A 14,205-nucleotide genomic window follows, 5' to 3' on the forward strand; every position below is an offset into this window, starting at 1 on the left:
TTGCTTCAGCGCTCCTGGCTGCTTGCAGATCGCGTTGGGCCAGAAGCACTTCTGTGACTGGAGCAATCCCAGCGCGATAGCGCAGCTGGGCATCCCGCACGGCCTCTTCGTTGGCCACCACAGCTTCTCGGCTGGAAGCCATGGCGGCCTTGGCGCTGCGGTGGGTGTGCCAGAAGGTTTCCACCGCCTGGATGATCACCTGTTTCCGCTGTTCCAGCAGCAAGCGTTGCTGGGACACCTTGCTGCGCGCTAGGGCCGCACTCTGGGCTGATACCCCCCCGTCGAACAGGGGTTGGCGCAGGGTGAGCAGCACGCCGTAGTCGTAGAAGCTGCCGCTGGCACTGCCGCTGCTGTTCACAGTCGGCAAGTTCACCCCTCCTCCAACAGGCAGGTTGCCGATGCGATTGCCGCCGTTGACGACCGGCACATTGAGGCTGTCGCCGTTGATGCCGCCGCTGAGCAGGAGCCCCACCCGGGGAAGCATGGTGCCTCGGGCTGCTTGCACTTTGGCTTCAGCTGCGGCTTGAGCCTTAAGGATCACGTCCAGGGCAGGACGATTTTGAGTTGCCGATGCAATCGAGGCCTGCAGACCTAGAGGCCAGGGCGACTCGGCCAAGAGGGGATCGCTGGCTTCCACCTTCTGATCGGCCGGAAGGTTGAGCAATCGGGCCAGGGCGCTGGCGGCGATCGCCTGGGCCGAGCGGGCGGCGCTGAGTCCGCGCTGGTCGGTGGCGAGCAGGGCACGAGCGCGGAACACATCGATGCGAGCGCCTAGCCCGCCGTTGCGTAGCGCTTCCGCATCCTTGAGCAGCGCGCTGGAGAGCGCGATTGAGCGCTGCCACACTGGGATCAGCGCGTCGCTGAGCTGCAGGTTTAGGTAGGCGGTCGTAATTGCGAAGCGACTCTGCCGCCGTTGTTCTTGAATCTGTGCGGCGGCTGCCTGATCCATGGCCTTGGCAGCTGTGAGCAGTGGTCCTCGCTCGAAGTCGAGGAGGGGATAGGTGAGCGCGAGGCTGAGGTTGCCGAAGGTGTTCTGGATGAGGGCATAACCATCACCGCCAAGATCAAGATTGAGATCGCCGATGGTGGGGAGATTGGAAATGAAGCCGATCGAGCTCCCGACCTGGGCCCAACTGCCGAGCCCCACCACATCCATTTTCGGTAGAAAAAGGCTTCGCCCGAGACCAACTTCTGCTGTTGTGGCTGACTTCTGGGCTTCGTTTAGCTGGAGTGCAAGGGAGGCGTCGATACCCTGCTCGAGGGCCTGATCGAGGCTGAGGGCTAGCGGTTCGGGTTCGCCCCTGGCAGGCAGGCAGGTCGAGGTCGCTACCAGCAAAGAGATCAGGAGCTGGCGAGGGAGCATGCCGGTTGACATGTCAAGAAGGGAGTTGAGCCACCCGAAAACGGCGTTACCCTAAGCGCGATTTTCAATTGCAGATGGCTGCTCTTCTGCAACGGTGCTGGCCGATGGCCCTCGTCACCGGCGCGACTGCGGTCTGGGCTGTGCTCCCCGCAATCGATGTGAAGGTGTTTGGTGCAGCCGTGTTGCTGGCCCCCGGTGATCGACGAGGCCTCTACAGCCGCTCTCCTGGTCAGGTCCTCGATCTGACGGCCCCTGTCGGCGCGCGTGTTGTACGAAATCAAGTGCTCGCAAGGCTCGATCGCATCGATCAAGCTGCCCGTGGTGGCCCTGATCCCGTAGGGCAACCTCAGGCTCTCGACCGTCAGCTTGAGGCCAATGCGGAACAGCAGCAGGGATTGGTCGAACAACTGCGCGCCAATCGCCAAGAGGTGGCGGCCGTGCGCCAACAAATCAACACTCTGCAGATGAGTAATCAGCCTGTGAAAAAGCAACTCACGGCGCTGGAAAGCTTGCGACAGCAGCAGGTGATCCCCACCTACAGCCCCCTCTGGGTTTCAGCCCAGGATCTCTACCTCGGCAACAAGGCAGCGATCCGTTCACTGGAGGCGAAAATCGCTCAGCTGCAGGCGAATCGGGGTCGTGTTCAGGCCCAGCAGTCTCAGCTGCGGGCCGCACGGTCGGAGCTGGAGGCCCAGAACCAGGCACTGGAGCTGCGCGCTCCCGAGAATGGCCGGGTGGTGAGTTGGGCGGTGGAGAAAGGGCAACCCGTCCTGCCGGGTGAGCGCTTAGGCACGCTGGCCTTAGACCGACCTAGCTCCTCTTCTCGACAGGCGATGGCCCTGTTCACAGAGGCCGACGCCACACGGCTCAAGGTTGGTGCACCGATCGAAATCGAACCGATTTTGCAAAGCCGTAATCAATACGGCGGCACGGCTCAGCGTTACGGCGGGGTGAAGGGCAGGATTCAGGGAATCTCTCCCACATCGCTTGATGGCACTGCTCTGGCCAGTGTGGTGGGCGAGGCGGATCTGGCTGCTTCCCTGGTGGCGCGGGCCAGGCAGCAAGCCTATGGAGAAGGAGGGGACCCGTTAGCGATCTTGCCTGGGAAAGCGACAGCGCCTCTGATGCTTGTGAGGGTGACGCTGGAGTCAGCCCAGACTCCCACCGGATTGCGTTGGAGCAGTGGACGAGGGCCTGATCTGCGTTTCGAGGATGGTCAGCCCGCAGAGGCGAAGGCAGCCGTTGAACGGCGTTCGCTGCTGAGCTATGCGATGCCGTTCCTGCGCTGGCTTTCCGGTATCAATCGCTGAACCTTCGATCTCTCCGCCTCCCCATGTCGCGTCACCTCCAGCCCCCATCCAGTTGGTTGAACGCCCTGCGTCAGCCGGTCCCGTGGATCGCCCTCGTGTTGCTCTTGATCACGGTGTTCAGCACGGCACCACGGCTCTGGTTTTGGTTCGCGCTTCTGCTGATCGTGCTGCTGGTGGGCTGGGTGCAGGCGCTCAAGGGTGACCTCCCCAGGCCCCATGACGACTGAAGCCCAGTGGCTCGGCTTGCGGGCAGCTCTGGTGATCGGCCTGGCTGCGAGCATCACGCGGCTGATCTGCCTCACGCTTGGTCTGGGCGACATCCCCGCCGCCTTCGGCGTGGTGGTGGGCGTGTTGGTGGTGCGTCCCGATTTCTGTCGCTGGCCTGCGCTCATCTACCCGGTGTTGATGGTGATTGCCGCTGTGGCGATGGGCGTGGGGCTCAGTGTGCGCATGATGTTTCCTGATGCCCCCCAGGTGTGGTGGTTCGGCATTGTCGGTGTGGTGATGCAGCTCATGGCGGTGGCACTGCCGGCCAAGCTGGCGTTGCTCACCAACGTGGTGGCCGTCGCCGGGGTGTTGCCCCTGCTGGATTCGTCGGCCACCTGGGCTGACTGGGGACATCAGCTGGAGGCCATCGCCATCGGGTTGGCCATTGGCACCGCCGTGCAGTGGTTGTTGACGCCATCGGGTTATGGCGCCCCGGCCCCGCCCACTGGGCCGGGGGGGAAGGATTGGCCTCTGCCGGAGCGGTATCGCTTGGCCTTCGCCAGCTGGAGCTTCTGGCGCAAAGTCGTGCTGGCGGCGTTCGCCCTGGCGATCGGCGTCGGCCTGGGAACGCAGACCCCTAAATACCTTTATTTCGGTGTGGTACTGCTGCTGAATGACAGCATTGGCGCCACCATGGCCCGGGTTCGTGACCGGATGGTGGGGGTGAGCCTGGGGGTGTTGATGCCCCTGCTGGTGTTCAACACCATCGGTCTCAACAGCGTGGGAGTGGGGTTGGCCATGGGTGGCACGGCGGCCCTGCTGGTTGCCCTGAATCTCGGCCCCTACCTGCGCACGGCCCTGATCTCCAGCGGTGTGGCGTTTGCTGGCTATGGGCCGCTCGTGGCCTGGTACATCCCGAATCGCTGGATCGACTACTTGCTGGGAAGCGGCTTGGCGCTGTTGTCCGGGGTTCTCCTCTTCCCCCAGTCCTCTTTAGTCCGCTACCGCCGTCTGCTCGATCGGGGTGATCCGGACAGTCTGGAGCAACTGCGCCGGCTCTACCCGGCGGCCCGTGAAGAAGCCGCCTGGTTGGGGCAGGGGCTTGTCAGTCCAGATGCTCAGCGGGGGTGAGTGGCCATGAGCCTCTGCACCTCGCCGGCGTGATAACTGCTGCGGGTGAGGGGGGTGCTCACCACCTGCAGAAAGCCCTGCTCCTCCTCGCCGATGCGGCGGTAGGTGTCGAATTGCTCAGGGGTCACAAAACGATCCACGGCCAGATGCTTGGGGCCTGGGGAGAGATATTGGCCGATGGTGACGATGTCCACCCGGTGGGTGCGCAGGTCGCGCAACACGTCGATCACCTCGTCGTCGGTTTCACCGAGGCCCACCATCAGGCCAGACTTGCTGTAAGCCCGTGGCCAGTCGTCCCGAACCCGCTGCAGAAGTTCCAGGGACCGTTCGTAAATGCCCTGAGGACGAGCCAGGCGGTACATCCGCGGCACCGTTTCGATGTTGTGGTTGAGCACATGGGGTGCTGCCGCCATCACTGTGGCCAGGGCGTCCCAGTTGCCGCAGAAGTCGGGAATCAGCAGCTCGATCGTGGTGAGTGGTGAGCGTTGCTTCACCTGCTCGATGCAGGCCACGAACTGGGAGGCTCCACCGTCTTGCAGGTCGTCCCGGTTCACCGAGGTGATCACCACGTGCTTCAGACCCAGACGCGCCACCGCCTCCCCGAGCCGTTCCGGTTCGGTGGGGTCGAGCTCACGGACGCTCTTGTCGAAGTCGATGTCGCAGTAAGGGCAGGCGCGGGTGCAGCCCGGGCCCATGATCAGAAAGGTGGCCGTTCCGCCGGCGAAGCACTCACCGATGTTGGGGCAACTGGCCTCCTGGCAGACCGTGTTCAACTTCAGGTCGAGCAGAAGATCGGCAACGGCACCGATGCGCTCCCGCTGCGGCGCTTTCACGCGCAACCACTCGGGTTTCAAGGCAGATGTCATCTTCTACAGTCTGTCAATCGGGATGTAGCGCAGCTTGGTAGCGCACTTCGTTCGGGACGAAGGGGCCGCAGGTTCGAATCCTGTCATCCCGACTGCACGCGATTCCATTAGCTGAGTTCGGCGCCCGGATATCCCCTCGGGGTCACCATGCGCCCGCCTTCCATGGTGCTGCTGCTGTTGCCGATCACCAGCACTGTGAGCATGTCCACCTGGGTCACAGGCAGAGCCTTGAGGCCATGCAGGGTCACCTGTTCTTCTGTGCGGCCCAGCTGACGGGCCATCACCACGGGTGTGTGCTCGGGACGATGGCCGAGAAGAATCTCCTGGGCCCGTTGTAGCTGCCAGTCGCGGCCTTTGGATCGCGGGTTATAAAGAGCGACGACGAAGTCGCCGGCTGCTGCGGCGTGCAGCCGTTGTTCAATCACAGGCCAGGGCGTGAGGCGATCGCTGAGGCTGATGGTGCAGAAGTCATGCATCAGCGGCGCTCCGGCCCGGGCCGCCGCCAGTTGAAGAGCGGAGAGGCCTGGATGCACCTCGAACAACGGACGTGAGCATTCAGCCAGCGCCATCCACAGCTCGAGGGCCAGCCCGGCCATGCCGTAGATGCCGCTGTCGCCAGACGACACCAGCGCCACTCTGGCTCCCTGCTGAGCAAGGGACAGGGCCTGCTGGCAACGGTCCCGTTCGCGGGTGAGTTGACCGTCCAGCCGCACCTGGTCCTGGCGGCGCAGCGGTTCGAGCAGATCCAGGTACAACCCGTAGCCCACCCAGACCCCGCAGCGACTCAACGCGCGGCGGGCATCGGGGGTGAGCAGGCTGAGATCCCCTGGACCGCTGCCGATGAGGTGCAGTTCTCCCCGTTGCGGTGCAAAGGGCTGCGCCGCTTCGGCGATCGCCACGGTGACTGCACCCTGCTCCTCAGGCCCGGCATGGAGGATGCGTTTGCTCTGCAAGAGCTGGGCACCTTCCCCAGCGGCCAGCAGAGCCGCGGCTTCCGCAACCGATGCTGTGCCTATCTCCGCTTCGACGACGGCCGACGGTGTTGGCACCGGTACTGCCGCGAGGGCTGAGGCGCTGAAGAACCTGACTGTCCAGTCGCAGTCCTGCGCCAAGGCGAGCAAAGCGGGCTCATCGCTCTTGATCTCAATGCTGCCGAAGCCAGCAACGGCCTCGGCGGCCAGCCCTGCGCTCTCCAGTGCTTGATGAATGGCGCGTTCAATCAGGCACTGGCTCGTGTTGCGTTCGCAGCCGAGGCCCAGCCACAAGGTGGCTGGATGCCAGCGACAGGGTGCGGCGTGACTCCCAGGACCAATCGCCAGCTCGGACCTGTCATCAGGGTTTGAGGTGAATGCCAAGGTGCTGGCTGAGGCACAAGCGCGCCAGTGTTCGCTGCCGCTTTGCTGCCTCACCGCAATCGGGCTTCCCTGGGCCTGTTGGATCATCAGCCGGCGCCAGGCATCGGTCGTGCCACTGCGCCGAAACCCCCAGAGTTCTCCGAAGGAATCCAGCGCAAGCCGCCCCTGCGTGGCTGCATCACCGGTGATCACTGCGGTACCCCCAAGCGTTGCTGCGAGCTCCCTGGCCAACTGTTCCCCTCCGGCGCGATGCCCGCCCAGAAGAGGGACCACCTGCAGACCCTGGGCATCAAGCACCAGAACAGCCGGATCGCTCTCTTTGTCGTTGATCAGCGGGGCGATCAGTCGGGTGACGGCTCCCAGAGCTCCAACCACAATCAGGCGACCGCCCTCGCTCCAGTGTGTCTGCAAGAGCTCACTGGCGCTCGCCACCAGCACTGAATCTGGGCAGGGATCGAGGGATGCAGCGGCACTGGGGGAGAGCGCGATGCGTTCGCTCAAGCCCTGGTTTGCCAGGCGCTGAAGCAGCGGCCAGGCGCTCCGTGAGAGTCCGATGGCCAGCGTTGCAGCACCAGAGCGTGATGGGGAAGACGTGTCGTTCAGAACTGCAGCCTCGGATGGTCAGCGCTGGGTGCCATCAGCGTTCAATAGCTCCCTCGCCGATCCTCCCAGGCTGCTGGATGGTGCTGCCTGCGGAGCTTCCTGTTGCGGTGCTGGCGCAGGGGCGCTTTCGGCGCTGGGAGGTGTGTCCTCTTGGGGTGTGTCCTCTTGGGGGACTTCCTCGGGACGCGCGTCTGCGGAGGTTGGTGTCTCCGCAGCGGTGGCTTCTGGGGGGAGGACCTCCTCAGCTGGCCCTTCAATGGCCTCCTCCATGGCCTCCTCCATGGGCTCATTCATGGGTTCGTCCAAGGGCTTCTCGAGCGCGACTGGCTCCTGCACAACCTGCGGTTCAGTGGCTGGTTCTGTGGCTGGTTCTGTGGCTGGTTCTGTGGCTGGTTCCGCGCCTGATTCCAGTTCTGGGTCTGGGGATTCGTCCGACTTGACCACGTCCCCCAGCAGTCGGGCGATCTGCGCGTCACTGAGCCGGGATTGCATCCAGATGGGGCGCGATCCCGGCTGATGGGCGATTGGCCGAAGTTGGTTATTGAACACAGGGCTCATCGGTTCACCCACGCCATCCAGGAGCTCCATCTGCACGCGCCCAGGACCACTGCCGCCCCCCTTGATCCAGAGAGACTCCTGTCGGTCCACCAGAAAACTGTCTCCATTCACGGAGATTCGCAGCCTCCAGCGAGCGTCTCCTTCGCGCAGGTTCTGCAGCGGTGCGTTCCAAATCAGCCAATCGAGAAAAAGGGGCTCACCGCCGCCCAGGTCCGACGGGCTGACCATGGCAAGCCAGGGGGCGTCAGGTGCTGGCTGCGTTCCTTCAAGACCTTGAAGCTGATCAAAACGCCATTGCAAACTGGCTCCAGGGGTTTTCACCGCTTCGCCCCAGGGCATGGCCGCATAAGCGGTGAAACGGTGGCTTCCCGCTGTGAGCGCTGGGAGTTGGATGCGCAAGCGTCCGCCCTCGGCTTCGCTGAATCGCAGAGGAGGCTGGTCATCGATCTGCAGCGCCACATGGGCTCCCAGGCCGAACTCGGGATCCTGGGCCAGGGGCCAGTCGCTCACCTGCAGCACCAGGGTTTGCTGGTTCGGCTGGAGCACCTTGCCATCGGCGGGGCTGGTGAGCTGCAACTGAGGATGATGAGCAGCCAGGGCTGTCTGAAGTTGTTGAACCGCCCCTGGAGGCGCCACTTCCTGCAGGCGTCCGCTTGGGGCAGTGGGAGCCAAGGGATCCACGGCTGACCCGGTCTCCATCGATCCCATCCGCCCCCATCCCCAGGCCGAGGCCGGCTCTGCGCTGGTGACCAGCAACACAACGCTGAGGAGAGCAGTGATCCAGCGGAGCCAGGATTGAAATCGGCCCGAAGCCGTCATGGGGACCAACTCAAGATCAGTTCATTCTGAATGCTCATGCCGGAGTCAGGAGATTCGGCACAATTTGCATTACTTAGTGAGGCATTTTTTCGTTTGCGTGGATAATTTCTTGGGCAATTTAAAACTTTTTGTTGATAGCGGGCGTCGTGAAAACATCAGGCCCAGACAGGCGCGCGGCCGGATTGAACCTTTGTAACTCCATGGGGTCTTCTGTGCATCTGCGCCCCTATGCTTCCGCCAGCGGTCCCCTCTTTGGGGCCCAGCGCTCCAGTGGTCGACAGGGGTTTCGCTCCTGTCGCCATTGGCGCCCGGTCGTGGTGACGCTTCGCGGAGCTGCGTCCGGGGCCCCGGTGAACATCTGTTTATCGGAGGGGTGGCCCACCACCTCGATCCCGTCCCTCGAGGAACGACTCGATGACCATCAGCCCACCAGAGCGTGGGAGCACCGCGAAGACTCAGGTCGAAAAGGTTGACAATCCAGCAACCTTCGAGCTGTTCGGCAAGCCCGGACACTTCGACCGAGCTCTCGCGAAAGGTCCCAAAACCACCACTTGGGTTTGGAACCTCCACGCCAATGCTCACGATTTCGACAGCCACACGAGTGACCTTGAGGAGGTCTCTCGGAAGATCTTCAGTGCTCACTTCGGCCATCTGGCCGTGATCTTCATCTGGCTAAGCGGTGCCTTCTTCCATGGAGCCCGCTTCTCCAATTTCTCCGGTTGGCTTGCTGACCCCACCCACGTGAAGCCCAGCGCTCAGGTGGTGTGGCCAGTGTTCGGCCAGGAGATCCTCAATGGCGATATGGGTGCCGGTTTCCAGGGCATTCAGATCACCTCAGGCCTCTTCCATGTCTGGCGTGCCTGGGGCATCACCAACGAAACGCAGCTGATGTCTTTGGCCATCGGCGCTCTGGTGATGGCCGGCCTGATGCTCAATGCAGGCGTTTTCCACTATCACAAAGCAGCTCCAAAGCTGGAGTGGTTCCAGAACGTTGAGTCGATGCTCAACCACCACCTCGCTGGACTGCTCGGCCTCGGGTCACTGTCCTGGACAGGTCACCTTCTGCACGTGTCCCTGCCCACCACCAAGTTGATGGATGCCATCGACGCCGGCCAGCCGCTGGTGCTCAACGGCAAGACCATCGCTTCTGTGGCGGACATCCCCCTGCCGCACGAATTCTTCAATCAGGATTTGCTGGCGCAGCTCTATCCCGGATTTGGTGCCGGTATTGGTGCTTTCTTCTCGGGTAACTGGGCCGCCTACAGCGATTTCCTCACCTTCAAGGGTGGTCTGAACCCAGTCACCGGCAGCATGTGGATGAGCGATATCGCTCATCACCATCTGGCCATCGCGGTGCTGTTCATCGTGGCCGGTCACATGTACCGCACGAACTGGGGCATCGGACACTCCATCAAGGAGATCCTTGAAGGCCAGAAGGGTGATCCCCTGCTGTTCCCTGCCACGAAGGGCCATGACGGCCTGTTCGAGTTCATGACCACGAGCTGGCACGCCCAGCTGGCTGTGAACCTCGCCATGCTCGGTTCCCTGAGCATCATCGTGGCCCAGCACATGTATGCGATGCCTCCATACGCCTACATGTCAATCGACTACCCGACGCAGATCGGTTTGTTCACCCATCACATGTGGATTGGTGGCTTCCTGATCGTCGGTGCGGCAGCGCACGCTGCCATCGCGATGATCCGCGATTACGACCCTGCCAAGCATGTGGACAACGTGCTCGACCGGGTGCTGAAGGCTCGTGACGCCCTGATCAGCCACCTCAACTGGGTGTGCATCTGGCTGGGCTTCCACAGCTTCGGCCTCTACATCCACAACGACACCATGCGTGCTCTGGGGCGTCCCCAGGACATGTTCAGCGACTCAGCGATTCAGCTGAAGCCTGTGTTCGCACAGTGGATTCAGGGACTGCACGCCGCTGCTGCTGGCAGCACTGCTCCCAACGCCCTTGCGGGTGTGAGCGAGGTGTTCAACGGTTCCGTCGTTGCCGTGGGTGGCAAGGTTGCAGCAGCGCCGATCCCCCTGGGCACCGCCGATTTCATGGTGCACCACATCCACGCCTTCACGATTCACGTGACGGTGTTGATCCTGCTCAAGGGTGTGCTCTACGCCCGTAATTCCCGCCTCATCCCTGACAAGGCCAATCTTGGCTTCCGTTTCCCCTGCGACGGCCCCGGCCGTGGAGGCACCTGCCAGGTGTCCGCATGGGACCACGTGTTCCTGGGTCTGTTCTGGATGTACAACTCCCTCTCCATCGTGATCTTCCACTTCTCCTGGAAGATGCAGAGCGATGTGTGGGGAACGGTGAATGCTGACGGTTCCGTTCAGCACATCACCAACGGCAATTTCGCCAACAGCGCCATCACCATCAACGGCTGGCTGCGTGACTTCCTGTGGGCTCAGGCCGCTCAGGTGATCAACAGCTACGGCTCCAACACCAGTGCCTATGGCCTGATGTTCCTTGGTGCTCACTTCGTCTGGGCCTTCAGCCTGATGTTCCTGTTCAGCGGCCGCGGCTACTGGCAAGAGCTGATCGAGTCCATTGTTTGGGCTCACAACAAGCTGAAGGTGGCCCCCGCCATCCAGCCCCGTGCGCTGTCCATCACCCAGGGCCGTGCCGTGGGTGTCGCTCATTACCTCTTGGGCGGCATTGCGACCACATGGGCCTTCTTCCACGCCCACATCCTTGTGGTCGGCTGACCTCTCCTGACCTTTCCCTCTAATGGCAACGAAATTTCCTTCGTTCAGCCAGGGTCTGGCACAGGACCCGACAACCCGCCGCATCTGGTACGGGATCGCCACGGCTCACGACTTCGAGAGCCATGACGGAATGACGGAGGAGAAGCTTTACCAAAAGCTCTTCTCCACCCATTTCGGACACCTCGCGATCATCGGCCTGTGGGTTTCGGGCAACCTGTTCCACATCGCCTGGCAGGGCAACTTCGAGCAGTGGGTCGCCGACCCTCTGCACGTGCGCCCCATCGCTCACGCAATTTGGGATCCCCACTTCGGTCAAGGCGCCATTGACGCCTTCACCCAGGCGGGTGCCTCCTCACCGGTGAACATCGCCTACTCGGGCCTGTATCACTGGTTCTACACAATCGGCATGACCACCAATGCCGAGCTGTATCAGGGTTCCATCTTCATGATGATCCTGTCGGCTTGGGCTCTGTTCGCCGGTTGGCTTCACCTCCAGCCCAAGTTCCGCCCTTCACTGGCTTGGTTCAAAAACGCGGAATCCCGCCTGAACCACCACCTGGCTGTCCTCTTCGGCTTCAGCTCCATCGCCTGGACCGGTCACCTGGTTCACGTGGCGATTCCTGAGTCCCGTGGTCAACACGTTGGTTGGGATAACTTCCTCAACGTGATGCCCCACCCCGCCGGTCTGGGACCCTTCTTCACCGGTAACTGGGGTGTGTATGCCCAGAATCCCGACACCATGGGCCAGGTGTTCGGATCTGCAGAGGGATCCGGCACCGCGATCCTGACGTTCCTGGGTGGCTTCCACCCTCAAACTGAGGCTCTCTGGCTCACCGACATCGCCCATCACCATCTGGCCATCGGCGTGATCTTCGTGATCGCCGGCCACATGTACCGGACGAATTTCGGGATCGGACATTCCATCCGCGAGATCCTCGAAGCCCATAACCCCCCTCAGGGCACACCTGGAGACCTGGGCGCAGGCCACAAGGGTCTTTACGACACCATCAACAACAGCCTGCACTTCCAGCTCGGTCTGGCCCTTGCATCCCTGGGCGTTGTCACCTCCCTGGTGGCTCAGCACATGTATGCGATGCCGTCCTACGCCTTCATCGCGAAGGACTACACAACCCAGGCTGCGCTCTACACCCACCACCAGTACATCGCCATCTTCCTGATGTGCGGTGCCTTCGCTCACGGTGCGATCTTCTTCATCCGTGACTACGACCCCGAAGCCAACAAGGACAATGTCCTGGCTCGGATGCTCGAGCACAAAGAAGCGATCATCAGTCACCTGAGCTGGGTCTCCCTCTTCCTCGGTTTCCATACCCTCGGCCTCTACGTTCACAACGACGTGGTCGTGGCTTTCGGGACCCCCGAGAAGCAGATCCTGGTTGAGCCCGTCTTCGCTCAGTTCGTTCAGGCTGCGTCGGGTAAGGCGATCTACGGCTTCGACGTTCTGCTTGCCAATACCGGTGGTGTGGCCGCCAATGCCAACGCTGCCTACATGGGCGGTTGGATGGATGCCATCAACGGTGTACGCGGCAGCAACGACCTGTTCCTGCCCATCGGCCCTGGTGACTTCCTTGTTCACCACGCCATCGCTCTGGGACTGCACACCACCACCCTGATCCTTGTGAAGGGTGCACTGGATGCTCGTGGTTCCAAGCTGATGCCCGACAAGAAGGACTTCGGCTACTCCTTCCCCTGCGACGGCCCCGGCCGTGGCGGCACCTGCGACATCTCCGCTTGGGACGCCTTCTATCTGGCCGTCTTCTGGGCTTTGAACACCGTGGGTTGGGTCACCTTCTACTGGCATTGGAAGCACCTCGCCATCTGGCAGGGCAACGTGGCTCAGTTCAACGAATCCAGCACCTATCTCATGGGCTGGTTCCGCGACTATCTGTGGCTTAATTCCTCCCAGCTGATCAACGGTTACAACCCGTTCGGCAGCAACAACCTCGCCGTCTGGGCCTGGATGTTCCTGTTCGGTCACCTGGTGTGGGCCACCGGTTTCATGTTCCTGATCTCCTGGCGTGGTTACTGGCAAGAGCTGATCGAGACCATCGTCTGGGCTCACCAGCGCACCCCTCTGGCCAACCTCGTCGGCTGGCGCGACAAGCCTGTGGCTCTGTCCATCGTTCAGGCCCGTGTTGTGGGACTCGCCCACTTCACGATCGGGTACATCCTCACGTACGCCGCATTCCTGATCGCTTCGACCTCTGGCAAGTTCGGTTGATCGCTTGATTCAACGAACCTGCATCTGACGTCAGCAGTCGTTCCTCCTCTGTCCCGTCCGGTTGTCCGGACGGGATTTTTTTATGGCAACTAGCCGCTGAAACGGATGTCGAGCGTGCGCAAGTAGGTGTGCAGGCCAGCATCTTGAATCGGCAGAACGTACGCGTCCGCGCCGGATTCGTTGTGATGGGAATGCCAGTAGCCAGGCGGGGTGACGAAAGCTGCACCCGGGGCCCAGTCTTCCCGGTGTGGGTTGATGATCCGCCCCTGATCATTGAGCTGCGTGCCAATCAGGGTGTAACAGCCTGGTTCGCAGGCCACAGCGAAGTCCAAGGCGATGGATTGATGGCGGTGGGGCATCTGCTCCTGGTGGGCCGGAAGAATGCCGAGCATGGCCCAGAGTGTGTGGCTCACGGTGCGTGACTGGGGAAAGGCGCTGTTGCCCAGAAGCACACTCACTCGGTTGGCCTTCGAACCCACGGCGCTGCTCGCGATCTCAGAGAGCTTCCGCTGACTGTCGCGATGGCTGTAGAAGGTGGGTCCAAAACGGGCTTGGCTTGGTGCGACTCCCAAATGCCTCAACAGGGGCGCGTCGTGCACCCAGTAAATGGCCGCCTTGTCTTCACTGGTGTGAATAGCGTCGCCGCCGGCCGGTAGGACGAGCATGTCGCCCTTGCTCCAGGTGAAGCGTTGACCGCAGGCAGCCGTTTCGCCATGACCCTCGGCCACGAAGAACAGCTGGCTGGTGGCCACTGCTGCTGTACGCAACTCCTCCTGATCCAGACGCACGAAGTTGGCGCAGAGTGAGGGGCCTGTGGCTGGCCCTGCGCAGCCCAGTTCCGCACTCAGATCCAGAGGCAGCACTGCGCTGCCAGGTTCCTCAAAGAAGCTGGGCGAAAAGCTCCGATAAGGCACGAGCTCGGTCAGGCCGCTGCGAATCGGATTGGCCGCTTCCCCGTAGGAGAAGTATTGGGCCTGCTCCGAGGACAGGCTTTGTGTGGTTGCACTGCTCACCATGCGCCCATCACCTCAGTCTA

At 62.2% G+C, this 14,205-nt stretch carries 9 protein-coding genes, 1 tRNA gene and 1 pseudogene; 6 read left to right on the top strand and 5 right to left on the bottom strand.

Features of this window, described 5'->3' with window-relative positions; all coding sequences use genetic code 11:
• Positions 1-7: 7 nt before the first annotated feature.
• Positions 8-1,375, bottom strand: a pseudogene (locus tag SynBMKMC1_RS02345) (TolC family protein); the annotation flags it as partial.
• Positions 1,376-1,437: 62 nt separating this feature from the next.
• On the opposite strand from SynBMKMC1_RS02345, the gene SynBMKMC1_RS02350 reads away from it, so the two are divergent.
• The 3 genes from SynBMKMC1_RS02350 to SynBMKMC1_RS02360 are packed head-to-tail and all read left to right on the top strand — an operon-like array spanning position 1,438 to position 4,011.
• Positions 1,438-2,673 (top strand): hypothetical protein, encoded by a 1,236-nt coding sequence (locus SynBMKMC1_RS02350; protein ID WP_186472588.1) that lies wholly within the window; start codon positions 1,438-1,440, stop codon positions 2,671-2,673.
• 23 nt (positions 2,674-2,696) lie between these two features.
• Complete coding sequence (locus SynBMKMC1_RS02355) at positions 2,697-2,900, top strand: hypothetical protein (protein WP_186472589.1); 204 nt, start codon at positions 2,697-2,699, stop codon at positions 2,898-2,900.
• A complete protein-coding gene (locus SynBMKMC1_RS02360; protein ID WP_186472590.1) occupies positions 2,890-4,011 on the top strand; it encodes an FUSC family protein in 1,122 nt (373 codons plus the stop codon). Before SynBMKMC1_RS02355 ends, SynBMKMC1_RS02360 begins: the two co-directional genes overlap by 11 nt.
• Here the strand turns inward: SynBMKMC1_RS02360 and lipA are convergent.
• Positions 3,999-4,877 (bottom strand): lipoyl synthase, encoded by an 879-nt coding sequence (gene lipA, locus SynBMKMC1_RS02365; protein WP_186472591.1) that lies wholly within the window; start codon positions 4,875-4,877, stop codon positions 3,999-4,001. The genes SynBMKMC1_RS02360 and lipA overlap by 13 nt on opposite strands.
• A gap of 18 nt (positions 4,878-4,895) precedes the next feature.
• Here lipA and SynBMKMC1_RS02370 point away from each other — a divergent pair.
• Positions 4,896-4,969: transfer RNA gene (locus SynBMKMC1_RS02370), tRNA-Pro, on the top strand.
• Positions 4,970-4,984: 15 nt separating this feature from the next.
• Here the strand turns inward: SynBMKMC1_RS02370 and cobJ are convergent.
• Complete coding sequence (gene cobJ, locus SynBMKMC1_RS02375) at positions 4,985-6,733, bottom strand: precorrin-3B C(17)-methyltransferase (protein ID WP_186472592.1); 1,749 nt, start codon at positions 6,731-6,733, stop codon at positions 4,985-4,987.
• A gap of 120 nt (positions 6,734-6,853) precedes the next feature.
• Positions 6,854-8,212 (bottom strand): hypothetical protein, encoded by a 1,359-nt coding sequence (locus SynBMKMC1_RS02380; protein WP_186472593.1) that lies wholly within the window; start codon positions 8,210-8,212, stop codon positions 6,854-6,856.
• Between the two features lie 414 nt (positions 8,213-8,626).
• Between SynBMKMC1_RS02380 and psaA the strand changes: the two genes are divergently transcribed.
• Both psaA and psaB read left to right on the top strand, forming a co-directional pair.
• Positions 8,627-10,930 (top strand): photosystem I core protein PsaA, encoded by a 2,304-nt coding sequence (psaA, locus tag SynBMKMC1_RS02385; RefSeq protein ID WP_011932314.1) that lies wholly within the window; start codon positions 8,627-8,629, stop codon positions 10,928-10,930.
• Between the two features lie 22 nt (positions 10,931-10,952).
• The gene (gene psaB, locus SynBMKMC1_RS02390) at positions 10,953-13,169 is read left to right on the top strand and encodes a photosystem I core protein PsaB (RefSeq protein ID WP_011932315.1); all 2,217 of its coding nucleotides are present in this window, start codon (positions 10,953-10,955) and stop codon (positions 13,167-13,169) included.
• Between the two features lie 89 nt (positions 13,170-13,258).
• Here psaB and SynBMKMC1_RS02395 read toward each other — a convergent pair whose 3' ends face one another.
• Positions 13,259-14,185, bottom strand: a complete 927-nt coding sequence (locus SynBMKMC1_RS02395) for a cupin (protein WP_186472594.1) — start codon at positions 14,183-14,185, stop codon at positions 13,259-13,261.
• Between the last annotated feature and the right edge of the window lie 20 nt (positions 14,186-14,205).

The organism is Synechococcus sp. BMK-MC-1 (assembly GCF_014279955.1).
Taxonomy (GTDB): Bacteria; Cyanobacteriota; Cyanobacteriia; order PCC-6307; family Cyanobiaceae; genus Synechococcus_C.